The following is a 25,719-nucleotide window of genomic DNA, read 5'->3' on the forward strand; positions in this document are numbered from 1 at the left end:
CATGTCAATCAACTGATTTCAAAATATGCTTTGATTTGACTAATCTTTGGCAGTATATGCTAAAAAATGAGATCATTGGATAATAAAGATCAACAGATCATCCGAGCCTTGCAACGAAATGGCCGCATGACGAATCAAGACTTGGCGGCAGAGGTAAACCTGTCGCCTTCTCCTTGCCTTCGGCGGCTCAAACTGTTGGAACAAAACGGGGTTATCACTGGTTACAGTGCAAATATTGATGCCGAGGCCTATGGGCTACCGGTCACTGTATTTGTTCATGTCAAACTGGAGAGCCACACAGAGGCGACGGTCCAGCAATTCGAAGCAGACATTACGCGCGTTGATCAGGTGTTGGATTGTTTTGTCATGACTGGCACATCGGACTACCTGCTTCGCGTGGTTGTTGCCGACCTCTCAGATTACGAAAATTTCGTGCGTCGAAAGTTGCATTCTGTTGGCAGTATAGCCTCCATCGACAGCAGTTTTGTCTATGGCGTTGTTAAGAAAACAAATGTGTTTCCAACAATCGGGTAGAGCTGCTTGGCGGCTTACTTAAGCCGCTGACCTTCCCGGTGGTATTACTACAAAATGGATATCAGGGCGCTGTGTCGCGCGACGCCCAATGATGATGATCGTGCTTTCAACGACGGTGCGCAGTTGATCGATCAGCAACATGGCGTCAGGCTCGCCAGCTAACCTTGCGGTATCCACGACGATCAGGTCAGGTTTGGACAGGGCGACCCGTGTCAGGTCAATCCTTAGTCCTTGCGCGGTGTTTACGTTATGCGCGCCCTCAGAAATGCGCGTCATCAACGCATCAGCGTCGCGCGACAAAAGATCCGATAGGCCAAAGTGCTTTGCCATCCGCAGGATCGCGTCATCTTTGGGGCGCCGCGGGCTGCCCAGTGTCAATACGCGCCGCAGACTTCCCTGAATGGCAAGTGGGGTTTTGTCGACAAAGCCAATCCTTGGGATGTACTTGCATTGCCCATCATAGAGAATGGTCCAACCCTTCGGGTCATCCAATCCTGCGATTGCTCGGGCAAGTCTTGATCTTTCGCTCAGATCACCCCCGCTGAGTTCAACCGTTGTGCCAGCCGCAATACTGATGGCGGGTAACCGCGTGCTTTGCGCGTCCTCTATTTCTACCGAAACCGGGGCACCCCATCGCTTTGTGCGGCGCAGTTTGCTGTTGTTTGACAGTAACCTAAGCGCCTTATCCCGCGCGATACGCCACGCGCTGAACTGATCCCAAGCCTGCGCGAGATCGCGTAGCGGCAGCGCCAGAATGGCAAGCATGGACAAAGCCGCAGCAACAGTGCCTGTCGGAAGTTGCGACGTTGTCGCAATCCAAAGTGTGCCAACACCGGCAAGCGCTAGGCCAAGCTGCGGTATGGTGGTCAGCGTCCCTGCGCGCCAAGCACGGGCGGTCGCATCAACCCGCAGCTGTTGTCCCTGAGCATTCAGAGCATCGAGTTCTTTCGTGGTCCGCCCCATCAAATCCAACAGCGGCGCCACGGCGATACGTTCGATCATCGCAATCGAGATGTTGGCCCGCCTGCCGCGGAGGGTTTGGTGCAGAATATCAAATCCATACGCCGCCGCAGCCATGGCAAGCATTGTGATCACGAGGATGCTGACGCTGACCTTTGCAATTTGCGGATCCAGTAGCCACAGGGTGAAGCCAGCACCCGGTAGAATGAAAGCCGCCGCGATGACACGTGGCATCCCTTGGCCGAACCAGTTACGCGCCGCCGTCAGATCACCGACAAAGCGCAGCGACAGCGCCCCTAATCGGCGGCGTTGCAGCTCAGAGTACCGCATCCCGGCAAGATGCGCATAAAGCGTGATCCGCAGACTGTTGGCATAGCTCTGGCCGATCCTCTCGGATGTTGTCCTGATCAGGACCTCCAAGCAGGAAACAGCAATGCCGACTCCGATGAGTTTGATCATCGTCCAACCCGCAAGGTCTTCACCTACGTGAATTGCCGCAAAGGCCTCGCGCGTGGCAAAGACCCCAACCCCCAGAAAAAGCGCCTGCAGGATGCCCAGAAAAGGCAGAGTGACCGCATCAAAGACGCGGTCATCCTTTAGCAAGACTGGCAGCTGTTTCACGCGGCACCGCGCATGTTGGACTGACGCAGGTGAGCGGCCGTCAGTTCGGTGACAACAGTCTGATCCCAAAGCTCTTCGCGGGTCACGATAGGCAAGCCGCTGACGTCCGCTGCTTCTTTTGCGCCTAGCGGCGAGCAGCTGACTTTGCCTGAAATTGCGAACGGACGCAGACCGTAGCGTTCCAACACCATCACACCGCCCATCGCACTAAGCGCATCAGGTGCTGCGAACAGGATGCCATCGAGACGGTTCTTGATCCGCGAGCCTTCCAGAATGGCACGTGTTTCTTGTTGGAACACACCGTCCGCAATCTCAACGACAACCATGTTGGCGCCATTTGCAGCAGCGGTGGCGACAAGCGTATCAAATCCTTCTTCGATACGCTCAAGCGGCATCTTAAAGGTCGTGGCCATGCCGGCGTCAGTGAAATCTGTGACTGGCACACCCGCGTCATCGAATGCGTTAAAGTCACCAAATGCGCCTGTACCAGTAGCCTTAATACCAGCGACATCAAAACCAGCGCGCTGCAAACCGTGTGCTAGGCTGACCGCCGCAGTTGTCTTGCCAGAGTTCATTGACGCGCCGAACACACCAATGACCGTGACATCATTGTTTTTGGGTAATTTTGGCAAGGCGTAATCTGCCACGTTCATGACTTGATCAGTGGCGTTCTTCAAAAGGCCAATCGGAAGCAGCTTTGTTGGATCGTCCATGCGCATGTGCGCCGCTTCGACTACACCCACAATACCGCCACCTGCGGCAAGTTCGATTGGTGCATCGGTGATTTCTGCGCGGCAGAGAAACTGATCTGGCGCATAACGATCACCCAAGCACACAACGACAAGGTCGCCGGGATAGGTGATCGAACCACGACGGTCAGCAAGTTGGATACGTCTGTGATGGCCGATTTCAAGGATTTGGCAAAGTACGAGGTCGCCGGCGACCGCATCCTTGTAGTTCTTTGATAGGCCCGCCAAGTCGTCGCGGTCGACGCGACGGGTCGTGAAGGCCCACTTCGCGCCAGCGATCAGGCGGGCCGTTGCTGTTTTGTCGTGCATGGTAGGGGGTAGTTGAGCAGTCATTGGATTTTCCTTCGGTGCATATCTGTCATGAACCCAATCTGACGCATGAAGGTGACGGTGGTTTTTCTAGCGCGTGAACAAGTGATGAACAGTTGGATGAACAAACCATGACGCGGGCGGTTTTCTCTTCCCTGCCATACTTAGATGGCCTGCCGTTGTAAGATTTCCGCCTTTGGGTCAGCGTGTTCGCCGACAGAGGAGGGCAACAATTTGGGGGGTCCGGTATTACGCAGAACAGTCTATCGGGATAGGCGCCGCCCTTGTTCACGGATCGTTTGCCCCCTTGCTTTGTGACAACAAGGATGAGCGATTGTTGCGAAGCGTTCAAACACACTGCGGACACGGACGGCAGACCGGGTCTTCATCTGGGCTGAACCAGCGGTGGAGGAGAATTCTATCGCCAACCCCTGAAACCCGGCTTGTCATCGAATATTCACAAAACTTTTACATAGCGATAATTCCTCATTCAGCGCAGGTTCAGGCGCAAACATTAGGAATTGATCCAGCGGCTGGCCAATCAAGGACGGCGATCAAGGATCAATACAATGCTCGAAGAAATTCTCGCCTCAGAAACACCCATTCGGTTCGTCATCAACGCATTGGCGATGATGATATTGGTTTTTGGACTTTATTATCGTCGTTACCGCGACAAGGAACTGGTGACCGCTGCGTCACTCTTTAACGTATTCGCCTTTGGTGTGCTGACTGTATTGTCGTCCGTCGAATTCAGTCTCGCCGCAGGGTTTGGGCTTTTCGCCATCCTTGCGTTGTTCACGCTAAGATCAGAACAGATATCCAAAGTTGAGATCACATACTTCTTCGGCTCGATTGCGATAGCTGTCATTTGTTCGATTCAAGGCACAGAGCTCGCATTTGTCGGGGTCATTGTCTCGTTGGTTCTCATCGGTGCTTGGGCCCTGGATCATCCGCGCATTCTGCAATCCGCCGACGGCGTGAAAATCACACTCGACAAGATCGATCCGCATGCCTTGTCGGACCCCGACGCGATGCGCCGCGACTTGTCCACGCGCTTGGGTGTCGACGTTATGTCCTACCAGATTACCGCGCTCGACTACATCAACGATATGGCGCGTATCAACGTGTTCTTCCGCAAAACCTGACTCTGACCCTAGGGAGACCGACATGGATAATTCCATCGCAAAAACGCTTGCCGACTTCGAAACGATTGGCCTTGCAGAATTGAACAGCAAGGCCGCGATGCTAGAGCGGCTCGACAATAAATACATCCTGCCCGCCACTGCCTTTCGGCCCGCTTTGGCCCGGTTCGCAGCGCATTTCGATGTTCTTGAGATCGACGAGAAGCGCGCCTTCACCTATGCGACCAAATACTATGACGACGCAGAGTTGCGCGGTTACTACGACCATCATCAGGGGCGCCGAAAGCGCTGCAAGGTCAGAGTGCGTGAATACGTCGACGCGGGCTTCAGCTATCTGGAGGTCAAACTGAAGGACAAGCGCAAGGTGACGGTCAAGAAGCGCCTAAAGGTCGATGACAAAGCGAACCCTTTGAACGCGTCGGCGGTAGAATTCATCGAAGATAACTATCGCGATCTCTACGCACAGAACTTTGGCAAAACACTGCATCCGGTGATTGCCATGCAGTATCAGCGCATCACACTGGTCGCCAGGCAAGGTGGGGAGCGCATGACGATCGATACCAGTCTCCGGTTCGAAGCCAATGGGATCGTTCGGGCGGTTCAGCCCGACATGTTTATTGTCGAGACAAAATCGGCGCGGGGCAACGGGATTGCCGACAGAATTCTCAGAAGTCTGCACCTTCATCCGACGAAACGCTGCTCAAAATACTGCATCGGCATGGCTACAACGGGCGCTGTGCAACGACAAAACAAGTTCCTGCCCGCACTAAAGAAACTCCGTCTTGCGCACTGACCCGCCCATTGGGGCTGTAAGTGACGCAGGGACCGGATCGAAGTGCCGAGATGAAAGGTTAAGCCAATACTAATACCGGAGCGGAATTGGCCCCGAATGTGCGTGGTTCAGCCAGAAGTTAGTTAAGGCATTCATCAAATGTTCATATTTCTGACAAGCGTCGTTAATGATATGAGCATAGAAGAGATTAATCGGGCAACATCAGCGGCATCTTCGTTTGAATTTAGATGTTGGGGCAAGATGGCTCGCAGAGCCTTCATGAGTAGAGGCGCGACGTATCAATGAAGATCACACATGTGGTAAATGGTTTTGCTGCCGTTATGTTAGTGACGGCGATGGTCAGTGTTTCAGTGGCATCATGGGCTGCTAGAAAAAGCGACTACCACAATCACCGAATTTCTCTGGCTCACTCATCCTATGAATATCATCTGGCACTGACCGCTGATACATATCTGACGTTCAAACGGTTTGGGGATCTGCTGCTTATCGGGGACCCAGGTGAGATTGAAGACCTGGAGTTGTTGGCAACTCAACTGCGGGGTCATATCGCAAATATACGCCAAACCATCGAGCAAGAAATCCTACTGGTCGGGGATGAAGAGCTTGAGGAACTTGAACTACTCGCGCGTGTCGAGGAACTCATTGAAGAGTTGATCGCCCAGTTTCAAACCATTCTGGCGCTTGAAGACCTCGGAGACGAACGCACGAACTGGCGAGAGGTCTCTCAACTTCTTAGCAATGGTCTAAAGAATGACTTTCGCAGTTTGATCGAAATTGCGCTGACTGAGGAACAAGAAGAGGTCGCTGAAACGGAAGCCGAAGCGCGTTATCAGATGATGATCGTGAGGCGGATGTCGTTTGGCCTTGGCATGCTGTCTCTCTTCTTGACAGTCTTCGCACTCCATATCTTTCGTCGCAAATTCACCCGCCCCCTCAAGAGGCTTTTGGTTGGGGTGCGTGGCTTTGCTGACGGTGACTTTCGGTCACGCATCAAGCTTCGGGGCCGCAGTGAGCTATCAGAGATTTCGATGGTGCTCGACGAAATGGCCGAAGTTGTTGCAGATAAGACCGAGGCGCTGACGCTCGAGAATGAAAAGTTGGATGCGGCTGTCAAAGAAAGAACAAAGACGCTTGAGCACCTCTTGGCCGAGGCACGTCAATCCGAGGTGAACCGGCGCCAGCTTTTGGCAGATGTCAGCCACGAATTGCGGACACCGCTGACTGTTATTCAGGGTGAAAGTGATATCGCATTGCGTGGGAGCGATAAAACATCGGCCGAATACAAGGAGGCGCTGCGCAGGGCGCGCACAGCGGCGACGCATACTGCCAATCTCGTCAACGATCTTCTTTTCATGTCGCGTAACGAAGCTGGCGTCCTGCGGCTTTCGCGGGAACCGATTGATGTGGTCGAACTTCTGAATGAGGTCATTGCCATTTCTGGTACAGATGCAAAGCTCACCCCATCGCAACAGCCCGTTTTCGTGAATGCAGATCGGCAACGCATAAGACAGGCTGTTTTGGCGTTGCTGCACAATGCCGAACATCACGGCGGCGAGGATATCCAGGTCGCACTTAATGAGTATCCCGACAATGTAGAAATCTCTATCTCTGACGATGGGTCGGGAATGGCGGATGATGAAAAAAAGCACGCCTTTGAACGTTTCTTTCGCGGTTCAAATGCTACGACGCGCTACGCTGATGGGCTGGGGCTGGGATTGCCCATTGTCAGGTCCATTGCAGAGGCACATGGTGGCTACACGCGGATAAACGACCGCCCCGAAGGTGGTACAATAGTTTCAGTCTCACTCCCCCGAATACGCGAGAGCTAAGGTGCCGTTGTGAATATTTTATTGGTTGAAGATGAAGAACGGGTCGCTGATTTCGTCCGTCGTGGCCTGAAGGCAGACGGCTATAGCGTCGAGCACGCCAACAGTGGTGAAATGGCCCTTGAATTTCTGCTGTTGCGTGAATTTGATGTCGTTGTGTTGGACCTTATGTTGCCCGGCATTTCAGGCAGCGATGTTTGCCGCAAGATCCGGGCACGAGGGGATCATACACCTGTTTTGATGCTGACCGCACTGGATTCCACAGATGAACGTGTCGCTGGACTGCGGTTGGGCGCCGACGACTATTTGCCAAAACCCTTCGATTTCGATGAGCTGGTCGCCCGCATTGAAGCCCTGAATAGGCGCAAGACAGGCTATGCGATCAAAGATGGTGAAGAGCTCATCGTACATAACGGCCTGTCATTTGATCCCCGCGCTCTGGAGTTTTTTGTAGACGGCCACGCGGTCGGATTGTCCAGCAAAGAGCGTGAGCTTGCACTGTTGTTGCTAAAGAATGTCGGTCGTGCGTTAAGCCGTGAGCGCATCCTGAATGCCGTCTGGGGGACGCAGGCCGATCCAATGACAAATATTGTGGATGTCTATATTGGGCGACTGCGTAAGAAATTTGGTGACGCCGACATCAAGATTGTCACGGTCAGGGGCGCCGGTTACCGGCTAGATTGATGGGCAGGCAGTTTCGACAACCAGCCAGGGACAAGCCTATGCCAATCATCGGTACTGGCGGATCAAAAGGGGCAGGTGGCGTGGTATCCGGTCTAAATCGAGACCTGATGAATTTCTAACAAATTGAAAATAAATAACATTTCGGAAGATTCCATTTAGCCTCCGACGTTCGTCCGGCCAAGAACGCAACTTGGACAATAACCACCCCTGGAGATTTGAAAGAAGCCGACGACATCGAAGGCATGAACCGCTGGACCTACTTCATCTACGCGTTGGTGTGCGTGTCTATGCACTGGAACAACTTCCTGAAGCCGTTGATCGTAACAAACTCTTGTGAAACGCGGCCTTTGACAGTTGACTTGTCAACCTTTGGCGCGCCGGAAAACGACGTCGAATTCAGCATCATTTCCGCCACGACATGTATGTCGGGTGCGCCATTGTTGATTGCCTTCTTGATCTTCCAGCGTCAGTTTGTGCGGGCGTTCTTGCGCCCGGGAATCAAATGACGGCAATCTTACACATCACGGATACGCATATCGTAGCTGAAGGCAAAATGGTTTCTGGTAAGCTCGACGCGGCGGATACGCTGCAATGGCTGGTTGCCAGGCTTTACTCAATCCGTGATCAAATTGGGTCGATTGATGCAGTTCTGATCACCGGTGACCTCGGCGATGATGGCATTGCCCAAGGCTATGCCCGTTTCCTTGATCTGATGGCACCGTTGGACCTGCCGTTTCATGCGACCCTCGGAAGCAATATCGTTGAAACGACGGCTTTCAAACAATTCGGATCGGACCAGTGGTAGGATCAGGCCCATTTCCATTCCAGTCGCCACACTTAACAGAAAGCAGACACGGTGAGTGAACCGCACGCCCTTCAAATTCTAATCCATATCGCTGGCGCTGCCGCTTTGTTGATTTGGGCCGTGCGTTTGGTGCGCACCGGCGTCGAGCGCGGGTTTGCCGCACAGATGCGTTTCTGGTTGCGTCATTCGGCCAATAACCGTCTGCTTGCGGCCGGGACCGGAATGGGGGCAGCTGTCCTGTTGCAAAGTTCCACAGCGGTTGCCGTCTTGGTGTCAAATTTCGTTTCCAAGGGCAGTCTCGCAACGGCAGCAGGGTTGGCGATCTTGTTAGGGGCCGATGTCGGATCCGCGGTCGTAACGCAGCTCTTGATGGTACGCCAACCGCTTCTGATCCCGCTTCTGCTCGTGATTGGGATTGCGATCTTTCTGCGCGGTGAAGGCAGCAACACACGTCAGATTGGCCGGATCATGATCGGGCTTGCACTCATTTTCGTCTCACTGGATATGATCCGCGGCGCGACCGATCCGATGATATCACACCCCGGCACACAGGCTGTTATGGCCTATCTGGGTCGCGATCTATTCACCGCTTTCATCATCGGGGCCGTATTTGCATGGGGTGTCCATTCAAGCGTCGCGGCGGTGCTGCTGTTCGTCACCTTGGCGGGGCAATCAATCTTGCCGGTTCCAGCTGCCGCAGCAATGATTCTGGGGGCCAATTTAGGGGGCGGTTTCATCGCATTTGTTCTGACATATTCCGCGCCGCTAGCGTCGCGAAGGATGGTCATGGCAAACCTCATCCTGCGGGGGGGCGGTGCCGCGCTGACGGTTCTTTTGATTGCGGGGGTGCCGGACCTCATGGCCCAACTTGGTGCGACGCCCGCTCGGCAGGCCATAAACCTGCACCTTGGTTTTAATTTGGCTTTGGCGATCGTCGCCCTTCCTTTTGTCGCACCGATAACATCCGGACTTTCCCTTTTCATGGTTGAAAACACCGCCCCGAATGGCACTTTGGATGTCACCAGTGCGCTTGACCCCGCCCTGCTGGAGCGACCGCAGCGGGCAATAGATTGTGCGGCACGCGAACTGCTCACGATGGGCCAGAAGATCGAACAGTTGCTCATCGCGGTCCAACCGCTTTATGACAAATGGAATGCGGCCACCGCCAGTGTCATCGAGGATCAAAACAGAGCGATCAAGCAGACCCATCTGGACATCAAACTATACCTTGCCCGCCTCGGAAAAACGGGAATGGACGAGGATCTGAGCCGACGGTCGATGGAGCTTGCTTCGATTTCATCCAGCCTGGAAGCGGCGTCAGATGCGATCACGCGGATCATGCTCGATCTTGCCAAACGTCTCGACGCGCAAAAGCTGCAATTCTCACCACAAGGTCGCGAAGAAATCAGTGACTTTTCTGATCGGGTGCAGGGCAACATTCAATTGGCCCTGAATGTGATGATGAACCAAAATCCCGCTGAAGCCCGTGCGTTGGTTGCAGCGAAGGAAAAAGTACGCAAGGTCGAACAAAAACTACAGCGCAGTCACATTGGTCGGCTACGCGAAGGGCTCGCCGAAAGTATCGAGACCAGTAACATTCACCAAGAGACCCTGCGCGCGCTCAAACAAATCAACACAGCCTTTTCTATGGTGGGATATCCGATCCTTTTGAAGTCCGGAGACTTGCTAAAAAGTAGGCTTTCTTAGCGTTGGATCGGCACCATAAGGAGGCCTTCGTCCACTCCGCAGCAGATAACGGTCTTGGGCTCGCTCATGTGTCTTCATCGGCCCTTTCGAGACGTTGGCAGTGACAACCAACGCTGCAGTGCGGCTTCCCTGAAGCGGGCTTTTGAACCGGTACGCAGCATTTTGACTGGCTCGAGCTCTGCTATGCGGGACTTTCCCGACATTGGTATTCACAAATCGAATGACCGCCAAAAACCTTGAAAAACCACATGAGCGATGAGGTTGCCTCTCGAACTGCATAGGCGTGGCGACTGTTACTTGCGAACCTTGGCAGATCAACGCACTGTATTGTCATGGAAGAAATAGATGACAAACAAGCGAAAATTGAGGCCTTGCGTCGGCATTTCGCTCCATTGATTGGAGAGCGATTGTCGAGTTTTGAAACGGCTCAGATAAAACTTGAAGGCGGCTGGCTACCTTGGCTTGACCTGCCGATCCGGCTTTACTTCGGCCGTGAATCATTAGTTTCTATAGCATGGTCGCATTTTGACAAGCTATTCATATCTAACGATAAAACGATAAACTTTTCGACCGAAGGCTCAGAAGCGCGGTGGGTTTCTAAAAAGATTGACGTGATACGGCCAGCGTTATCGGGTACTTTGAAATCTGTCGAACTTGGTCGCGGGCGTCTAAGCATCGGAGACCAAGAAATCGAGATATGGACACGCTTGATTTTGGAGCAAGATAACGGCTGGCTTGAGGTGTTTAATGGTCTGGATGAGAACGCATTTCATTTTTGCCAGGATAAGCCGATCGGTGAATTTATACGATGTTGCTAGGTTGAAGTGTTTTACCAGCAGTCTTCTCGTTCCCTGAAAGCGAACTTTAGCTGCGTCACGGAAAATCGATAAAGAGTGCTCTTCGCGGCCATCGGATGCGGCGCAGCATTGGATCACATGCCGGCAGAATCGGCGTGGGGCACGGCCGAAAGTTGACCTCCAACGTGGATCTCGATGCTGCGGTCGCAACCCGGCACAGCCGACATTCGACGCGAGTGCAAAATCTGGAACAGATTGAGCATACAGATCGCGGAGAAGCGCCCCTTCACCGCAGGCGCACTTATGTCTGCTTTTTAACGGCACACACCACTATGCTGGGTGAAAATGGACGTTCCAGGTTGCGCGGCGCTCTTGGTCACGATCCTCATATTCCTTGATCGCCGCCCCAAGATCTGCCGCGATGAGGGGTGGTTCTGCATTGGCGATCTTCGTGATTTGCATCGTAAACCACGCGGTAACCCCGCCTTCAGGTGGATTGTCAAAACGGGGAAATTCCGGGTTGTCTGCACTGCCCGGCAGCCACTTTAGCGGAAGATCCGGATCAAGCACCAGGACGCGCGCAAGACCAACGATATCGGCCTTTCCATCGGCGATGGCACTCTCGGCCTGTTGTAGTGTTTTGAACCCCCCAGTCACCATGAGTGGCTTGTCTGACTTCGCCCTCGCGCGTTCGGCAAAATCCACAAAGTAAGGCCCCGATCCCGCCCTGTCCGAAGAAGATGCCGCGCCGGGAAAATATGTGCCGCCGCTGATATCGATGAGGTCGATGCTTGTCCCGTCAAGCGCCGCAATTACACTAAGCGCCTCGTCCTGTTGGAACCCACCCTCCAATTGATCGGTTGCGTTTAGCTTTATGCCGACCGGAAAATGTGGCCCAACAGCATCGCGCACGCTTGTCACAACTTCGAGCAGCAAACGCATTCTGTTTGTAAGGGAGCCGCCATAGGCATCGGTCCGCTGATTAAACAGGGGGGACAAGAACTGGCTGAGCAGGAACCCATGTGCTGCATGAATTTGAACCCCACCAAACCCAATTTCCTGCGCAAGAGCAGCGGTTCGCGCAAATTCGGCGGGCAATTCTTGAACCTCCGCCAATGTCAGCGCCCCGCATGACAAGCCGGGCAGATCAAGCGCACTTGGCCCCTTGGGCGCACTGATTAGTGGGTCCGCCATCGCTCCTGCATGGCCGAGTTGCAGCCATAGGTGCGCATGGTTCGTCGCCCCTCTTTTGGCAAGCAGTGTGAAGCGTTCGCGGTCAAAGCCTGGGCGCAAAACAAGGTTACCGGGCTTCTCCGCAAAGTCCGGCGATCCCTGGACTTCTCCAATTATGGATAGTGCCAACCCACCTTCGGCCCAACGTTCATATAGGCGAACTTGAGTATCTGTCGGATTGCCGCGCCCATCACCGAGTGAATCGGACATGGCGGGCTTGGCGATGCGATTTTTGAGAACAACACCGCAGGGTAGTTCCAACGTTTGCGCTAGTGGTGATTTTGTTAGGTCAAGCATGGGCCTTACATACCAGAATTGTCTACATCTGCCAGCAAAGCTGCCGTTCGTCATATCTCATCCGAATTTAACAGATGCGGGCTTTGCTGCCACGGTCGACCGTCGTTCAGATTTGCCGTACTTCGCCCTATAAGCCTATCGCTTTGCGTATCAAATCTTGCTTTTCACCAAATCGGCTGACATCGACCCCTCGACCCTCAAGGCCTTCACGCAGCTCGTCTTCAGTGAGCGCCTCGATTGCGCTTTCGGTCATGTTCCTGAAGTTGACTTGACGCCGCCAAGGTGGATTGGTTTCCCCAAAGCTCTCCCGATTTTCAAATGCGAACTCATGGGCGTATTTACCAAGGAAATGGGCAAGGAACGTGTTGAGACTGGGCCGCACCCGTGGGTCGTGGGTCATGCGTTCGCCAGAGGCATCCAGCGTCCGCACCATCAGCTCAACCCAGCGTTTCGCACCCTTTGCATCCATGAGCTGATGCGCATTGTGCGTGTGATGAAAACTAAGCCGGAACTCTGCGCCGTGGTAGTAGGGCCCGCCGCCCATGACGTCAGCCCACATGCTGGCTTGGGTGTTGGTGTGATGTTCCACTCCGCCGACGCGCGCAAAGACGGAAGTAAACCAATCCTCATCGGCAAAGACGCGAGTATAGAAGTCACCGACAATCGCGACAATGCGCTCAGGCCCAAGGATGGAAAAGAGCTGCCAGAACTGAATCGGGTTCCTGCAATTTTCAGGTGCGGAAAGCGAGACAATCTCGGGAATGCGATGGGCGTCTTCAGGAAGCACACCTGTCTTGATAGCGGACTCAATGTAATTGGTTCGCGTTTTTTCGGTCATATAGCCGTTAGCGGTTGGAAACCTGATGTCTGTGGTTTTGTTCAAATCTGGTCTTTCTAAAGCGGCGGTCCCACAAAGGTTTGCCCGTGATCTTTCGCGACCTGCGCCATGGTCGCTTCGGTCAATTTGCCATCGCCCTGCGCTTGATACAGCGCCCGAAACATATCTTCCATCTGCAGCGCTGGCGAAAACACATATCGCAGACGTCCAGGGGTCGATCCAACGTTTTTGAATGCATGCACGGTCTCGCGCGGCACAAAACCAATGTCCCCCGGTTCCATGTGATAGAGAGCACCGTCAATTTCGACATCGAAAGACCCCTCAAGGAAAAAGAAAGTCTCGTCTTGCCCATGATGGATATGACGGCCGGGTCCAATGCCGGGCTCAACGATATCTTCAAAGATCGCCTGATTACCATCGGTTTGAGACCCTGACAGCAGCACCCTCAAGGTGATCGCGCCGGGAAAGTTGAGGGCTTCTACGTCACCATATTTTGTTTGAACCGGTTGCATTGCGTCAATCCTTTCTCAGCTTGCATGAACATGGTCGGCAATCAGCTCGGCTACAGATGGACCGGGACCGACAAGCTCCAGTACATTGCGGTCTGGATCGCGGATAAAGATGGTCTTGGTGCCTTTGAATTCACGGCGACCGGTGATCGCAATATCGCTCTCAGTGACAAAGGCCTCTGTCGCCTCTGCATCCTTCACCTTCACGGCAAGATGCGTGATCCCTGGATACTTGGGTTTCTCATCCATGAGGATGTTTTCGCCCGCCTTGGCGGTCGCTGGTCCAAGAAGGTTGATGTTGATCCCGGACGGATGAAGCATCACCAGTGGGTGTCCGGCGTCATAGCCGCCATCAGCAATAAGCTTAAATCCCAGGTTTTCGTAGAACGCGACGGACTGTTCGCGATCACTGATACGGATACCGATATGGTCAAAGTTTGAAATGTCGAGCATGTCGCAGGCCTTTCCTTGTGGTTGGATCATAGATAGGCTTGCAACATGAACGCAGCTAGATCAGAAAAAATCACATCACCTGCTCATTCAGATCACATGCCAAGCGTAGATCGGATGCGCGAGTTTCTGTCCGTGATGCAGGCTGGAAGCATATCTGAGGCGGCACGGGTTCTTGGCTTACCTCGTGCAACGCTTAGCAGACGCATGGCCTCTATGGAGGCCGACCTTGGCATCAGGCTAATCCTGCGCAGAACGACCCGTCTGGCGCTAACCCATGCTGGCGAGGAGTTGTTTAGGCGGGCGCAACGGATTGTGGCTGATGCAGACGCTGCCTGGGAGGCTGTGCGCAGGCTGGACGACACACCACGCGGGCTGTTGCGTGTTTCGGTTACCGGACCGCACTTTCTGAAGCTCTTCACACAGTTCTTGTGCGACTTTCCGCAAGTCCGGTTGGAGGTTCAGTCGACGACGCGCCATGTCGACCTGTTGGCAGATGGCGTAGATGTCGCAATGCGGATTGGCCCAGTTGAGGACAAGGACCTGATTGTGCGGCGGGTTCACACAGATCGATCTATCGTCGTGGCCTCGCCCGACTATCTGGCTAACAGTGGCACGCCCCAAAAGGCGAGCGACTTAGCCAAACATCGCTGTATTGTCGGATTTGCCGGCGGTTGGACACCACAGAGCGAATGGCCTCTGCTAAAAGGTGGATCGGTTAACGTCGGTGGTCGCCTTTCAGCCAATGAGATCACCCTCATCCGAGAGGCAGCCCTTGATGGACTAGGCTGTGCGCTGATCGGGTCGGCTGTGGTGGCTCGGGAAATCCAAGAAGGTCGCCTGGTGCCATTGCTGTTGGATCAAGTTGGTTCAGAGCTGCCTGTCAGTCTTGTCTTTGCAGATCGCGAGTACATTGATCCCAAGGTTCGCGAGTTTGTGGATCGGGCAGTGAAGGTTATTGCGCAAGAGATGCCCCAGCCATTTGAGGACCTGGCGATCTAGGCTCTGCGGACCAGACAGGTATGCAATGCTCGGAAGAGAAAGGCAGACATTTCTGAAGGCGACGCGCCTTCGACCGTCGACAACATTCCAGTCGCGATGCCAACGCTAGGGGACCCGCACTGAATGGTTGGCCGAGCTCCAGAACAAGCAATTTGATCAGGCTGAAGAGTTGGTGTCGTTGATGGAAGGGGTCATCGAAGCGCTGGATAAAGGTAACGTGCAGATGCCGCATCCCGGTTACTTCGGGCTGTTCAATCCCGCGCCACGTTTTGCTTTGGAATGGGCTGACCGGATTGCGTCCGCGTTCAACCCGCAAATCGGTGTCTACTCCCATGTGACTGTCGCCGTGGAGGTAAAGCAGCATGTCATCAAAGAAATCGCGCGCCGCGCGGATCCCGATGAGACATACGACATGCGGTTTCATGTTGGCGCGGCGTCGGGCGGCGTGCTGATTGCCGGTGATGAAAGCCGTGGTGCGCTTTGGCTTCGCTTAGCCACCAATCCGCTCCAAAAGACGAGTGATTGCTTTAAGAATTTACTCATACAGCGCGAACCTTCTCTGACAGCCCCTGAAGGTTTGCATCGATGATCTTTCCCATCATGATTTTCATCATGGTTTGTCCCATCAGCCATCCAACCGGCCCGTATTTCACGCGATAATCAAAGGTCCAGGTCACCTTTGATTTGCCACCCGTTGGAGTGATGCGGATTTCGGAATTGGCTTCGTGCAGCGGCATCGCAGCCATGTCGGACAGCTTGACGCTATAGCCACTGCCCGGCTTCCATGCAGTCACCTCTTCGACAACAGATGTACCATTCGTAAAGTGGTTGCGGCGCTTTGATCCAATACCGATATCGCCATCGGTCAAGGCATCGACCGATGTGATCTGCGGTGCGAATTCATCGATTTGCATGTATCGGCTCAGAACCGTCCACACGACATCAGGGGCTGCGTCGATCGTCAGGTTGCGCTCAAGGTGGATCATTTTTCGGCTCCGTTTTTTTTGCGGTTTTCGATTTCTGAGCCCTTCCTAGAATTTCCCTCCTCTCACCGTTATGACAGTAGTGTGAGAGGAGGCTGTAAAAATGCGTCGCACTGAACGTCTGTTCCAGATTATCCAAATACTGCGATCTATTCGGTCGCCGATAACGGGACGGGAGTTAGCAGATGAACTGGAGATATCTCTTAGTACGCTTTACCGCGACATGGCGGAGTTACATGCTCAACGCATTCCCATCACGGGCGAAGCGGGGATCGGATACGTACTTGACGATGGATATGATATGCCGCCCCTGATGCTAACCGCAGATGAACTGGAGGCTGCGGCCCTTGGTGCAGCATGGGTGGCCTCCGAGGCAGACCCCTCGCTGGCGAGGGCTGCGCGGGATCTCGTATCAAAGCTCTCTTTGGCCATCCCGAAGGAACTGCGCCCCGTGGTGCTGGACGGCAGCACAAAGCCCATTCAAACGCACGCTAGAGTATCCGAACGTTTCGACAGCGCCCTGCTGCGCCATGCCATTCGAGAACGATATCGCTTGCAACTTTGCTACACGGACCGAGATGGCAAAACGACAGACCGGATCGTCTGGCCTCTGCTGATCGCGTTTCTGGATCGCACTCGATATCTGGTCGGATGGTGCGAGGCAAAAGACGACTATCGGCATTTCAAGACAGAACGGGTTGAGGGACTTAAAGTTCTCGGAGAGAAGTATCCAGGCCGCCGGGTGGCATTGCTAAAAGGTTGGGAAGAGGCAACGGCCAGGCGCACCCAAAGCTGACACTCATCCTTCTTGCAGCGCTTGGAAATTTGGGCTCTTTGCGGCCATTGGACACTGTCGGTGGCGCACGGGAGGCGTCAAGGCCCTCTATGAGCCCAGACAAGGCGAACACTGTCGCACGGTCGACGAATGGCTGCTCATGCGACTTGACGAGGATTATACGGACCAAAGCCGCGGTTAAAACACTGTCAAGGAATGGCGGCCTTAGTCCGCCTGCGAATGAAGCAAGAGTCATTCGAAAGGAGCGTCAGGCCAGACGTTGCACTTCGTCAATCGGCTGAAGAAGATTGGATGGCTTGGGAAAGCGCTTCGAATACTTCATCGATAGCCCTTTTTTTGACCTCGTTCTGACGATGCACAAGTCCCAGTGTCCGGAAAGGCGCTTCCGCTCCAAGACCTATGCGTTTGACGGAGGTGGAATCGATCGGCTTGATCGCAAGATTTGGCACGATTGAGACACCCAGACCGGCATGCACCATTGATGCGATGGCCTCTGGGCTGTCCAATTCCATCGTTTCAGAAACTTGAATGCGCTTTGACGAAATCCAGTTGTCGATAAGTGCCCCTACGACGGTGTTCCGGTCATACCTAATGAAGGGCCGTGATCGTAAAAGTTTGAGAGGGTCCTGTTCTTCTTCTTCAATTGAAGTGATCAACTGCAAAGACTCGTTCGCTAGCTCTCGAAAGATAAGGCCACTTGGCACTAGGTTTGGTTTGATAACTATTGCAGCGTCTAAGACCCCACGTTCAATTTCTAAGAACAAGGCACCTGTTAGACCGGGGCGAATACGCAGCCCTAATTCCGGGAATTTCGACTTTAGAATGGACATTGCTTTTGGCGTAAGACCCGTAAGCGTTGTACGGATCGCGCCCAAGGTGATGTTGCGAGCTAAGCCACCATCTCCCAATGCGATAGGAACCAAATTGTCGTACTCTTCAACAAGTTTGCGGGCCTTGATTACGACCTTGTGACCGTCTGGGGTCAACTCCGGAGTTCGGGTGCTGCGATCGAACAAAGCGACATCCAAGTCGGATTCCAGCGCCTGCATTTGTTGGCTGATTGCGGCATGTGTCACATGAACGACGTCCGCCGCAGCACTAAAGGTTTTTTTGTCCGCAATCGCGATGAGCGTCCGAAGGCGACGAATGGTCATGAACAATCTTTCTTTTCGAGGCGGCCATTGCCGCGAAGATCAAAGCTGATGAAGGTGTTTAGCAGCAGGACCGGCTTGCTAGGTTCGTAACAACCCGCAACGGTTTATGTAAGAAAAAGTACATTAGTATTAAGAATTTTTGAGTGTATGTGCATTCTTGCTTAATGCTAAAAGGCTCGGAAATAATGTAATGTTCAGGCGTTCTGAAGTTTGGATCTATTTCGCGTTCAAGGGAGCCATGAATGAATGATTTTAGCGGCATGCTGTTACAAGCCAACTTGATTGGCGGTGAGTGGGGCGGGGCGGACAGAGGGGCAACCATAGCAGTCACAAACCCGGCGGCCGGTACCGAGTTGGGCCATGTGCCCAACTGTGGCGCCGCAGAAACCAACCGCGCGATTACCGCTGCAACTTTGGCATTCGCGGATTGGTCCCGCAGCGACCTGTCGTTCCGTGTAGATCTTTTGCACAAGTTGCACGACGCATTGATGGATAATCAGGAACCGCTGGCGCAATTGCTAACGGCTGAACAAGGGAAGCCCTTGGCTGAAGCGCGTGGAGAAATCGCTATCGGCGCTGCTTATGTGCGTTGGTTTGCGGAAGAAGTCCGGCGAGCCAAGGGTGAGATTGTTCCCGCGCCCACAGCTGATCGTCGATTGATGGTTACGCGCCATCCCGTTGGTGTTGTCGGCGCGATTACCCCATGGAATTTCCCGTCCTCAATGTTGGCGCGAAAACTTGCACCCGCTCTCGCAGCCGGCTGCACGGTAGTCGCGAAACCAGCGACGGCCACGCCTTTTTCGGGTCTTGCCTGGGGAAAATTGTGCCAAGATGTTGGTTTTCCGGACGGTGTCGTGAACATTTTGACTGGCTCTGCCCGTGAAATTGCAGGCGCGATTATGGCAAGCCCAGACGTGCGCAAAGTTACGTTCACGGGTTCAACTGACGTTGGCAAAGTGCTGATCCGTCAATCTGCTGACACGGTCAAGAAAGTCTCGATGGAGCTGGGCGGCAACGCGCCCTTCATCGTTTTTGATGACGCTGATATTGATGCCGCTATCGAAGGCGCGATGATCGCCAAGTATCGCAACATGGGTCAGACCTGTGTCTGCACCAATCGCTTTTATGTGCAAGCGGGCGTGCATGACGCCTTTGTGGCGCGCCTCAAGGAGGCGACGGAAGCGATGCTCGTTGGTGACGGGACGCAAGACGGCGTTGTACAAGGGCCGATGATCGACATGGCCGGCGTTGAGAAAGTCGAAGAAATGATCGCCGACGCGACCTCTAAAGGCGGCAAAGTTATCACTGGTGGAAATCGCCACGCAAAAGGCGGCACGTTCTTTGAGCCGACAATCATTACTGATGCGTCGCCAGACATGCAATTCGCCACCGAAGAGATTTTCGGCCCGCTGTCTGCGGTGTTTAAGTTCGAAACCGAAGAAGAGGCGATTGAAGCGGCGAACGCCACTGAATTTGGTCTTGCGGCCTATGCCTACACCAAATCGCTTGGCCGTACGTTCCGCCTGAACGAGGGGCTGCAATACGGCTTGATTGGTATCAACTCAGGACTCATCACCACAGTTGAAGCCCCCTTTGGTGGTCTCAAAGAAAGTGGGATGGGCAAGGAAGGCGGCAGTCAAGGTTTGGAAGACTACCTCTCCGTCAAATACATGTGCGTCGCTGGCTTGGACGGCTAGATCACCTCACGCAACGAAGGAATAAACGATGCGCGCAGCAATCGTCAGAGATTTCAACGAAGACCTGTCCATCGAAACGGTTCAGGACCCCTCTTGTCCAGAGAACGGCGTTGTACTGGAAGTGGCGGCTTGCGGTGTGTGCCGATCTGATTTTCATGGCTGGGTAGGAGGCCACACCAAGGTGGCCAATGGTTCAATCCTTGGGCATGAATACTGCGGAACCGTTGTCGAAGCGGGTGCGCAAGCGAAGTACAAAGTTGGCGACAAACTTATCGCACCATTTATTCTAGGCTGTGGAGATTGCCCCGCTTGTCAGGTTGGCGCATCCAACACTTGCGAAAGTGCGATCGTTCCCGGTTTCGGCGCGCCTGGTGCTTATGCAGAATTCGTCGCTGTCCCATTTGATCACAACCTTGTCTATTTACCAGAAACGATGTCACCCGCCCTTGCCGCTGGTCTAGGATGCCGTGTCACAACAGCGTGGCATGCTTTGACCGACCGCGCCAACGTGCGCGCGGGGGAATGGGTCGCTGTGCATGGCACAGGCGGCATTGGTTTGTCTGCCCTGCTTTTGGCAAAGATGCTCGGCGCTCAAGTTGTCGTGGTTGATGTGGTGCAGGAAAAGCTGGATCATGCTCTTAGCCTAGGCGCGGACGCCGCAGTGAACGCGTCGACGCAAGACGTGCCCGCAGCGATCATCGATATCACAGGTGGCGGTGCGCAGGTTTCCTTAGAGGCGCTGGGCATCGCACAGACCACCAACGCCTCTGTAGAATGCCTCGCGACACTAGGTCGCCATGTGCATGTCGGAATGCCGGCAGGTGATGGTCGCATGGAAGTCAACATGCGCGCGATCTATTCCAAACAATTGGCTTTCTTTGGCACGCGCGGAATGCCGTCCTGGAAATACCCGTCTTTGCTCAGCATGATTGAACGCGGTGCCGTGGACCTTACCCCAATGCTTGATCGCGAAGTGTCACTGTCTGGTGCAAGCGCGGAATTGCGCGCGATGAAGGGCCCAACACGGCCCGGAACAGCGGTAATCACGGACTTCTCCAAATGACGAGTAGCGTGCTGAAAGTCACAATAGAGCGCAGCTCGGATGCGCAGGATGTCTTTGAGGTGCCCGCCTTTGAAAGCCAAACTGTGCTCGATGTGGTATCTTGGGTTCAGCAGAACGCAGACCCGACGTTGAGTTATCGTTTTGCGTGTCGCGTCGGCATGTGCGGTTCTTGTGCAATGATGGTGAACGGTGTGCCACGTTGGACCTGCCGCACGCATATCAACAAGGTGCTCGACGGGAACGAAGTCACCATCGGTCCATTGCGCAACTTGCCCGTGATCAAAGATTTGGCGGTCGACATGGATCCATTCTTTGACAAATGGGTTGCAGCCGAAGGCGTGCATCATGGCGCGTTGACCCGAGATGATCCGATTGCCCCCGTTGATGAGGATAGCTCGGATCGGGTCGAGGCGAATGCCGGGATCGAGTGCATCAATTGCTCTGTTTGCTACGCCGCGTGCGATACTGTCGCGGGCAATGCTGACTACCTTGGGCCTGCCGCGTTGCAACGTGCTTGGACTTTACTCAATGACGCCAAGGACGAAGGGCGTAACGCGATTTTGGAGGCTGTGTCGGGAAGTGGCGGTTGTCACAACTGTCATTCTATGGGGTCTTGCGCCGCTTATTGCCCAAACGATCTCGACCCAATGTCGGCGATTGCTGGTCTAAAACGCGGGACCGCGAAATCCTATTTCAAGCGGGGCCGCTAAGATGTTGAACCTGCGTCTATACATGCTGCAACGCATCACTGCGCTACTGATGGCACCTTTGGTGCTTGGGCACTTAACCGTAATGATCTACGCAATCCAAGGCGGGCTTTCAGCCGCTGAAATCTTGGGTCGCATACAGGGTTCTGCTTTGTGGTTCATCTTTTATGGCACCTTCGTCATCGCGGTAGCCATCCACGGAGCAATTGGCCTTCGTGCGATAGCGCATGAATGGGGCGGCCTCAAAGGAGGCGCGTTGGAAGTTTCCATGTGGGTCGCGGGACTTGGCCTTTTTGCATTGGGAGCACGCGCCGTTTGGGCCGTGACCATCGCATGAGAGCAGCCGCTGGCATCACATCACGTGCGCACCCTTTGTGGCTCGCTTATATCTTACATCGCCTTTCCGGCATCGTCTTGGCGCTGTTCCTTCCGTTGCACTTTTGGGTACTCGCCCTCGCGATGACAGACCCTGTGCGTTTGGACGGCTTCCTGCATCTGACAGAAACAGGCGTTGTGAAACTCGCAGAATTCGGTCTCGTCTTCCTGCTGGCTGTGCACATGTTTGGCGGTTTGCGTTTGATGGCGATGGAGTGGTTGCCTTGGACCCCTTCGCAGAAAACGCTCGCGGCAAGTGCAGCGGCTATTTCTTTCCTCATCGCCATGCTCTTTTTCCTGAAAGCGATCTGATATGCAGCTCTCTGACATTGAACGGCACGACACGGATATTTTGATCCTCGGCACGGGCGGCGCAGGTCTGTTCGCGGCCCTTCATGCCCAGCAAAGCGCGCCGGAAGGCACCAAGATCACTATCGCTGTCAAAGGGCTGATCGGCAAATGCGGTTGCACGCGAATGGTGCAGGGCGGCTACAACGTCGCCCTTGGCGGTGGAGACACGGTAGAGCGCCACTTCATGGATACCATTAACGGCGGCAAGTGGTTGCCCAATCAGGACATGGCATGGCGGCTGTGCGAGCAAGCGGTTGTGCGCATTCGTGAATTGGAAAACGAGGTCGGTTGCTTCTTTGATCGCAACTCCGATGGCTCTTTGCATCAAAAAGCGTTCGCAGGTCAAACTGCGGATCGGACAGTTCACAAAGGTGATCTCACAGGAATCGAAATCATCAATCGCTTAATGGAAAAGGTCCTCGCGAGCGGTGTTGAGAAACTGCAAGAACATCGCGCAGTGGGTCTGATCCCGACGAAAGACGGCTCCGCGCTTGCAGGGGTTTTGATGATCGATATGCGCACGGGTGGCTTCAAATTCGTGCGCGCCAAGACTGTGCTGATGGCCACGGGTGGCGGCCCGACCATGTACAAATATCACACCCCAAGCGGCGATAAGACAATGGATGGTCTTGCTATGGCACTGCGTGCGGGACTGAAATTACGCGATATGGAGATGGTGCAATTCCATCCAACAGGTCTGCTTGCGGGGGATCATACGCGTATGACGGGCACTGTATTGGAGGAAGGATTGCGCGGTGCTGGCGGGCAACTCATCAACCATTCTGGTGCGCGGTTTATGTTTGATTACGATGGCAAGGGCGAACGCGCCACGCGCGATGTGGTCAGCCGCGGCATCGATGCGGAGATGCGCAAGAACAACAATCCCGAGCAAGAGGGCGTGTTCATCTCGATGAGCCATCTTGGCCCAGACTTCGTGCGCAAAAAGTTCAAAGGAATGGTCAATCGTTGTGCGGACTCAGGCTTTGATCTGGCGGAGGGTAAGGTCGAGGTTGTCCCAACAGCACATTACTTCATGGGCGGTATTGTGGTTGATGTGGATACGCGCACGGCCATGGAAGGGCTTTATGTTGCCGGCGAAGACGCAGGCGGCGCGCATGGTTCCAACCGATTGGGCGGTAACGGCGTAGCCAATTCCACTGTTTATGGCGGAATTGCAGGGGACACGATGGGGGCCGATATTGTTAGCATGAGCCTGCGCGAGCCTGATGAAGCGGTACTCGCGGCTGAGTTCGACCGTGCGATTTATCCGCTGTCGAGAAAGCCCAATCTGGTGCTGCCATTGCGCAAACAGTTGCAAGATCTGATGTGGGAAGAGGTCGGCGTGATGCGCACAGAAGCGGGCATTAAACGCGGGCTAACTGGCATTGCCGAGGTGTCTGATGCGCTGATGGATGTGGGCGTCGATAACGGCACCCTTGCGTTCAATCTAACATGGCATGATTGGCTGAACCTACGATCGCTGTGCGACATATCCGAAGTGATTGCGAAAGCGGGCAACGCGCGAGAGAACTCGCGCGGCGCGCATTTCCGCGAGGACTTCCCAGAACCAGGTACGATGGAAGACAGCGAGTTTACCGTGGCGCAACAGACGTCCGAGGGCGTCACAGTCACTCGCGAACCCGTTGAATTTAGCATCGTGCGTCCGGGGGAGACAGTTCTGCCCGCCGACGCACCTGAAACACTGGTGGCTACTCAATGATCCCTATCAACCTTATCCAATCCACCGCCGAAACGCTGATGGACAAAGCTGCGATTGAAATCCCGCAGGATTATCTTGACGGGTTGCAAGTGGCTGCAAAAACAGAAGATGGCGATCTAGCTTCTTTTGTTCTGAAAGCCATGTTGGAGAACTACGAGGCTGCCAAAGAAGATCGCCGCGCGATGTGTGGTGACACGGGCGTGCCACGTTGGTTTGTGAAAATGGGCAATGAAGCCAGCGTCGAGGGAGGGATGATTGCGCTGGAGGCGGCGCTGCGCCGTGCGACTGCCTCTGCCACCAACGGAGTACCCCTGAGGCCCAATCGTGTGCACCCGCTGTGGCGCACAGATCACAACAACAACGTAGGCATAGGCGCGCCTGAGATCGAATATGGATTCGAACCTGGCGGCGAATGGATCGATTTGATCACCGTTCACAAGGGCGGCCTGTTCGGCTCTGACTATCGCATGCTGTTCCCTTCTGACGGCGTTCAGGGGATTAAGCGTTTTTATCTCGATAGTCTCATGGCTTTTGGAAAACGCGGTCTCGCGTGCCAGCCAGCGATCATTGGGATCGGGCTGGGTGGCTCAAAAGATATTTGCATGAGCCTTGGCAAACGTGCCTCGACCCTGCGCATCGTTGGATCACAAAACTCTGATCCTGAAGTTGCCAAGATGGAGGCGGAGTTCAAAGAAATCGGCAATTCCATCGGCATGGGCGCGATGGGGTTTGTCGGCAAGAATATGGTGATCGATTGCAATATCGAGGTCGGATATTGCCACACGGGTGGGATGCCGATGTCAGTGCACGCCTTTTGCTTGTCATCGCGCCGTGCCGTGGCACGGATTCATGCGGACGGACGTGTCGAACATCGGACTGATCCTGACTGGTTCACACCTTATCAGCGCCGCGAAACGGTCGACTGGCCCGCAGCGCAGGAGGCAGCGGAATGAGTATTCGTGAGGTCCGCCTGTCCACCACTCCGACCGATGAGGCGATTGCAGATTTACGACTCGGTGACATCGTTTACCTTGACGGATTGATGTATACCGCTCGCGAAGGCGTCTACATGCGCGCGCTTGAGGATAAGGCTAATATTCCAATGGAATTGCCAAGCAAATCGGCGGCGAATTTTCATTGCTCACCTGCAGCGCGGATCAACCCTGACGGATCGTTTGATATGGGCGCGGTGACCGCCACAGCGTCGTTCCGTTTTGCCAAATGGTTGCCTGAATGGATGGCCAAAACGGGGGCCAAATTGATCGTCGGTAAGGGCGGCATGACGTCCAAAGACTACAAAGATTACTTTGTGCCCAACGGTGCGGTTTATCTGTCCACCGTCGGCTATGGGACCGGCGCGCTTTTGGGACGCGGTGTCGAAAGCGTCGAGGCGGTTCACTGGAACGAAGAGCTGGGTGTTGCACAAGCCATGTGGGTTCTGAAATGCAACAAAATGGGACCGTTCATCGTTGCGTCCGACATGAATGGGGACTGCTTGTTTGAACGCGAGAACGCCAAAATCGCTGAGAATGTCGAACGGGTCTATGAGGGGACCATACCTGCAACCCTTAAACGCTATGGAGAAAGCGACGATCGCACGGATGAGGTGATCTGACC

The 25,719-nt window shown here is 54.3% G+C and carries 28 protein-coding genes; 20 read left to right on the top strand and 8 right to left on the bottom strand.

The window, feature by feature from the left end; genetic code table 11:
• Positions 1 to 75 precede the first annotated feature (75 nt).
• Positions 76 to 534: an Lrp/AsnC family transcriptional regulator gene (locus DHN10_RS18085; RefSeq protein WP_108816817.1), complete on the top strand. Its 459-nt coding sequence runs from the start codon at positions 76 to 78 to the stop codon at positions 532 to 534.
• An 18-nt stretch (positions 535 to 552) separates the two neighbouring features.
• Here the strand turns inward: DHN10_RS18085 and DHN10_RS18090 are convergent, their stop codons facing one another.
• Together DHN10_RS18090 and DHN10_RS18095 are read right to left on the bottom strand one after the other, a co-directional pair.
• The gene (locus DHN10_RS18090) at positions 553 to 2,115 is read right to left on the bottom strand and encodes an ABC transporter transmembrane domain-containing protein (protein ID WP_108816759.1); all 1,563 of its coding nucleotides are present in this window, start codon (positions 2,113 to 2,115) and stop codon (positions 553 to 555) included.
• Complete coding sequence (locus DHN10_RS18095; RefSeq protein ID WP_159087072.1) at positions 2,112 to 3,197, bottom strand: hypothetical protein; 1,086 nt, start codon at positions 3,195 to 3,197, stop codon at positions 2,112 to 2,114. The genes DHN10_RS18090 and DHN10_RS18095 overlap by 4 nt, the downstream gene beginning before the upstream one ends.
• A 545-nt stretch (positions 3,198 to 3,742) precedes the next feature.
• On the opposite strand from DHN10_RS18095, the gene DHN10_RS18100 reads away from it, so the two are divergent.
• The 8 genes from DHN10_RS18100 to DHN10_RS18135 all read left to right on the top strand — a co-directional run bounded on the left by DHN10_RS18100 (position 3,743) and on the right by DHN10_RS18135 (position 10,948).
• Positions 3,743 to 4,318, top strand: a complete 576-nt coding sequence (locus DHN10_RS18100; RefSeq protein WP_108816761.1) for a DUF4956 domain-containing protein — start codon at positions 3,743 to 3,745, stop codon at positions 4,316 to 4,318.
• A 22-nt stretch (positions 4,319 to 4,340) separates the two neighbouring features.
• Complete coding sequence (locus DHN10_RS18105) at positions 4,341 to 5,108, top strand: polyphosphate polymerase domain-containing protein (RefSeq protein WP_108816762.1); 768 nt, start codon at positions 4,341 to 4,343, stop codon at positions 5,106 to 5,108.
• Positions 5,109 to 5,389: 281 nt separating this feature from the next.
• Positions 5,390 to 6,937 (top strand): sensor histidine kinase, encoded by a 1,548-nt coding sequence (locus DHN10_RS18110; RefSeq protein ID WP_108816763.1) that lies wholly within the window; start codon positions 5,390 to 5,392, stop codon positions 6,935 to 6,937.
• Positions 6,938 to 6,946: 9 nt separating this feature from the next.
• Complete coding sequence (locus tag DHN10_RS18115; RefSeq protein WP_108816764.1) at positions 6,947 to 7,618, top strand: response regulator transcription factor; 672 nt, start codon at positions 6,947 to 6,949, stop codon at positions 7,616 to 7,618.
• 215 nt (positions 7,619 to 7,833) lie between these two features.
• On the top strand, positions 7,834 to 8,124 hold the full coding sequence (locus tag DHN10_RS18120) for a hypothetical protein (RefSeq protein WP_441338184.1): 291 nt from the start codon (positions 7,834 to 7,836) through the stop codon (positions 8,122 to 8,124).
• Entirely contained in the window at positions 8,121 to 8,423 is a 303-nt protein-coding gene (locus tag DHN10_RS18125; protein ID WP_108816765.1) for a metallophosphoesterase, read from the top strand. The genes DHN10_RS18120 and DHN10_RS18125 overlap by 4 nt, the downstream gene beginning before the upstream one ends.
• A gap of 51 nt (positions 8,424 to 8,474) precedes the next feature.
• Entirely contained in the window at positions 8,475 to 10,130 is a 1,656-nt protein-coding gene (locus DHN10_RS18130) for a Na/Pi cotransporter family protein (protein WP_108816766.1), read from the top strand.
• Positions 10,131 to 10,462: 332 nt separating this feature from the next.
• Positions 10,463 to 10,948 (top strand): hypothetical protein, encoded by a 486-nt coding sequence (locus DHN10_RS18135; protein WP_108816767.1) that lies wholly within the window; start codon positions 10,463 to 10,465, stop codon positions 10,946 to 10,948.
• Positions 10,949 to 11,257: 309 nt separating this feature from the next.
• Here the strand turns inward: DHN10_RS18135 and DHN10_RS18140 are convergent, their stop codons facing one another.
• From DHN10_RS18140 to DHN10_RS18155, 4 genes are all read right to left on the bottom strand, one after another.
• On the bottom strand, positions 11,258 to 12,457 hold the full coding sequence (locus DHN10_RS18140) for an NADH:flavin oxidoreductase/NADH oxidase family protein (RefSeq protein ID WP_108816768.1): 1,200 nt from the start codon (positions 12,455 to 12,457) through the stop codon (positions 11,258 to 11,260).
• A gap of 127 nt (positions 12,458 to 12,584) precedes the next feature.
• The gene (locus DHN10_RS18145) at positions 12,585 to 13,340 is read right to left on the bottom strand and encodes a globin domain-containing protein (protein ID WP_234417187.1); all 756 of its coding nucleotides are present in this window, start codon (positions 13,338 to 13,340) and stop codon (positions 12,585 to 12,587) included.
• An 11-nt stretch (positions 13,341 to 13,351) separates the two neighbouring features.
• Positions 13,352 to 13,807, bottom strand: a complete 456-nt coding sequence (locus DHN10_RS18150; protein ID WP_108816769.1) for a cupin domain-containing protein — start codon at positions 13,805 to 13,807, stop codon at positions 13,352 to 13,354.
• 15 nt (positions 13,808 to 13,822) lie between these two features.
• On the bottom strand, positions 13,823 to 14,257 hold the full coding sequence (locus DHN10_RS18155; protein ID WP_234417188.1) for a VOC family protein: 435 nt from the start codon (positions 14,255 to 14,257) through the stop codon (positions 13,823 to 13,825).
• 96 nt (positions 14,258 to 14,353) lie between these two features.
• Between DHN10_RS18155 and DHN10_RS18160 the strand changes: the two genes are divergently transcribed.
• Both DHN10_RS18160 and DHN10_RS18165 read left to right on the top strand, forming a co-directional pair.
• The gene (locus DHN10_RS18160; protein WP_159087073.1) at positions 14,354 to 15,256 is read left to right on the top strand and encodes a LysR family transcriptional regulator; all 903 of its coding nucleotides are present in this window, start codon (positions 14,354 to 14,356) and stop codon (positions 15,254 to 15,256) included.
• Positions 15,257 to 15,383: 127 nt separating this feature from the next.
• Positions 15,384 to 15,845, top strand: coding sequence for a hypothetical protein (locus DHN10_RS18165; protein WP_108816772.1), 462 nt, complete (start codon positions 15,384 to 15,386; stop codon positions 15,843 to 15,845).
• Here the strand turns inward: DHN10_RS18165 and DHN10_RS18170 are convergent.
• On the bottom strand, positions 15,796 to 16,242 hold the full coding sequence (locus DHN10_RS18170; RefSeq protein ID WP_108816773.1) for an SRPBCC family protein: 447 nt from the start codon (positions 16,240 to 16,242) through the stop codon (positions 15,796 to 15,798). The genes DHN10_RS18165 and DHN10_RS18170 overlap by 50 nt on opposite strands.
• A gap of 100 nt (positions 16,243 to 16,342) precedes the next feature.
• On the opposite strand from DHN10_RS18170, the gene DHN10_RS18175 reads away from it, so the two are divergent.
• Complete coding sequence (locus tag DHN10_RS18175) at positions 16,343 to 17,035, top strand: helix-turn-helix transcriptional regulator (RefSeq protein WP_108816774.1); 693 nt, start codon at positions 16,343 to 16,345, stop codon at positions 17,033 to 17,035.
• 269 nt (positions 17,036 to 17,304) lie between these two features.
• On the opposite strand, the gene DHN10_RS18180 is transcribed toward DHN10_RS18175, so the two are convergent.
• The gene (locus tag DHN10_RS18180) at positions 17,305 to 18,189 is read right to left on the bottom strand and encodes a LysR family transcriptional regulator (RefSeq protein ID WP_108816775.1); all 885 of its coding nucleotides are present in this window, start codon (positions 18,187 to 18,189) and stop codon (positions 17,305 to 17,307) included.
• Between the two features lie 242 nt (positions 18,190 to 18,431).
• Between DHN10_RS18180 and DHN10_RS18185 the strand changes: the two genes are divergently transcribed.
• From DHN10_RS18185 to DHN10_RS18220, 8 genes are read left to right on the top strand one after another with little or no spacing between them, the layout of a single operon-like run.
• Positions 18,432 to 19,886 carry an NAD-dependent succinate-semialdehyde dehydrogenase gene (locus tag DHN10_RS18185; protein WP_199910721.1) on the top strand — a complete coding sequence of 485 codons (1,455 nt, stop codon included), beginning with the start codon at positions 18,432 to 18,434 and terminating at the stop codon, positions 19,884 to 19,886.
• Between the two features lie 28 nt (positions 19,887 to 19,914).
• Complete coding sequence (locus DHN10_RS18190) at positions 19,915 to 20,949, top strand: zinc-binding dehydrogenase (RefSeq protein WP_108816776.1); 1,035 nt, start codon at positions 19,915 to 19,917, stop codon at positions 20,947 to 20,949.
• Positions 20,946 to 21,659 (top strand): succinate dehydrogenase/fumarate reductase iron-sulfur subunit, encoded by a 714-nt coding sequence (locus tag DHN10_RS18195; RefSeq protein ID WP_108816777.1) that lies wholly within the window; start codon positions 20,946 to 20,948, stop codon positions 21,657 to 21,659. Before DHN10_RS18190 ends, DHN10_RS18195 begins: the two co-directional genes overlap by 4 nt.
• Position 21,660: 1 nt before the next feature.
• Positions 21,661 to 21,993: a succinate dehydrogenase gene (locus DHN10_RS18200; protein WP_108816778.1), complete on the top strand. Its 333-nt coding sequence runs from the start codon at positions 21,661 to 21,663 to the stop codon at positions 21,991 to 21,993.
• Entirely contained in the window at positions 21,990 to 22,343 is a 354-nt protein-coding gene (gene sdhC / locus DHN10_RS18205) for a succinate dehydrogenase, cytochrome b556 subunit (RefSeq protein WP_108816779.1), read from the top strand. The genes DHN10_RS18200 and sdhC overlap by 4 nt, the downstream gene beginning before the upstream one ends.
• Before the next feature lies 1 nt (position 22,344).
• Positions 22,345 to 24,102, top strand: coding sequence for an L-aspartate oxidase (locus tag DHN10_RS18210; protein ID WP_108816780.1), 1,758 nt, complete (start codon positions 22,345 to 22,347; stop codon positions 24,100 to 24,102).
• Positions 24,099 to 25,055: a fumarate hydratase gene (locus tag DHN10_RS18215; RefSeq protein WP_108816781.1), complete on the top strand. Its 957-nt coding sequence runs from the start codon at positions 24,099 to 24,101 to the stop codon at positions 25,053 to 25,055. The genes DHN10_RS18210 and DHN10_RS18215 overlap by 4 nt, the downstream gene beginning before the upstream one ends.
• The gene (locus DHN10_RS18220; RefSeq protein WP_108816782.1) at positions 25,052 to 25,717 is read left to right on the top strand and encodes a fumarate hydratase C-terminal domain-containing protein; all 666 of its coding nucleotides are present in this window, start codon (positions 25,052 to 25,054) and stop codon (positions 25,715 to 25,717) included. The genes DHN10_RS18215 and DHN10_RS18220 overlap by 4 nt, the downstream gene beginning before the upstream one ends.
• The last annotated feature ends 2 nt before the right edge of the window (positions 25,718 to 25,719 follow it).

This window comes from Loktanella sp. Alg231-35 (assembly GCF_900143545.1).
Lineage (GTDB): Bacteria > Pseudomonadota > Alphaproteobacteria > Rhodobacterales > Rhodobacteraceae > Yoonia.

Excerpts from the sequence above, each read along its gene's own strand:
- DHN10_RS18220 (WP_108816782.1), top strand. The coding sequence starts at position 25,052 with ATGAGTATTCGTGAGGTCCGCCTGTCCACCACTCCGACCGATGAGGCG.
- DHN10_RS18100 (WP_108816761.1), top strand. The coding sequence starts at position 3,743 with ATGCTCGAAGAAATTCTCGCCTCAGAAACACCCATTCGGTTCGTCATC.
- sdhC (WP_108816779.1), top strand. The coding sequence starts at position 21,990 with ATGAGAGCAGCCGCTGGCATCACATCACGTGCGCACCCTTTGTGGCTC.
- DHN10_RS18200 (WP_108816778.1), top strand. The coding sequence starts at position 21,661 with ATGTTGAACCTGCGTCTATACATGCTGCAACGCATCACTGCGCTACTG.
- DHN10_RS18180 (WP_108816775.1), bottom strand. The coding sequence starts at position 18,189 with ATGACCATTCGTCGCCTTCGGACGCTCATCGCGATTGCGGACAAAAAA.
- DHN10_RS18135 (WP_108816767.1), top strand. The coding sequence starts at position 10,463 with ATGGAAGAAATAGATGACAAACAAGCGAAAATTGAGGCCTTGCGTCGG.
- DHN10_RS18195 (WP_108816777.1), top strand. The coding sequence starts at position 20,946 with ATGACGAGTAGCGTGCTGAAAGTCACAATAGAGCGCAGCTCGGATGCG.
- DHN10_RS18160 (WP_159087073.1), top strand. The coding sequence starts at position 14,354 with ATGCCAAGCGTAGATCGGATGCGCGAGTTTCTGTCCGTGATGCAGGCT.
- DHN10_RS18140 (WP_108816768.1), bottom strand. The coding sequence starts at position 12,457 with ATGCTTGACCTAACAAAATCACCACTAGCGCAAACGTTGGAACTACCC.
- DHN10_RS18190 (WP_108816776.1), top strand. The coding sequence starts at position 19,915 with ATGCGCGCAGCAATCGTCAGAGATTTCAACGAAGACCTGTCCATCGAA.
- DHN10_RS18105 (WP_108816762.1), top strand. The coding sequence starts at position 4,341 with ATGGATAATTCCATCGCAAAAACGCTTGCCGACTTCGAAACGATTGGC.
- DHN10_RS18110 (WP_108816763.1), top strand. The coding sequence starts at position 5,390 with ATGAAGATCACACATGTGGTAAATGGTTTTGCTGCCGTTATGTTAGTG.
- DHN10_RS18155 (WP_234417188.1), bottom strand. The coding sequence starts at position 14,257 with ATGCTCGACATTTCAAACTTTGACCATATCGGTATCCGTATCAGTGAT.
- DHN10_RS18185 (WP_199910721.1), top strand. The coding sequence starts at position 18,432 with ATGAATGATTTTAGCGGCATGCTGTTACAAGCCAACTTGATTGGCGGT.
- DHN10_RS18210 (WP_108816780.1), top strand. The coding sequence starts at position 22,345 with ATGCAGCTCTCTGACATTGAACGGCACGACACGGATATTTTGATCCTC.
- DHN10_RS18175 (WP_108816774.1), top strand. The coding sequence starts at position 16,343 with ATGCGTCGCACTGAACGTCTGTTCCAGATTATCCAAATACTGCGATCT.
- DHN10_RS18095 (WP_159087072.1), bottom strand. The coding sequence starts at position 3,197 with ATGACTGCTCAACTACCCCCTACCATGCACGACAAAACAGCAACGGCC.
- DHN10_RS18150 (WP_108816769.1), bottom strand. The coding sequence starts at position 13,807 with ATGCAACCGGTTCAAACAAAATATGGTGACGTAGAAGCCCTCAACTTT.
- DHN10_RS18215 (WP_108816781.1), top strand. The coding sequence starts at position 24,099 with ATGATCCCTATCAACCTTATCCAATCCACCGCCGAAACGCTGATGGAC.
- DHN10_RS18170 (WP_108816773.1), bottom strand. The coding sequence starts at position 16,242 with ATGATCCACCTTGAGCGCAACCTGACGATCGACGCAGCCCCTGATGTC.
- DHN10_RS18125 (WP_108816765.1), top strand. The coding sequence starts at position 8,121 with ATGACGGCAATCTTACACATCACGGATACGCATATCGTAGCTGAAGGC.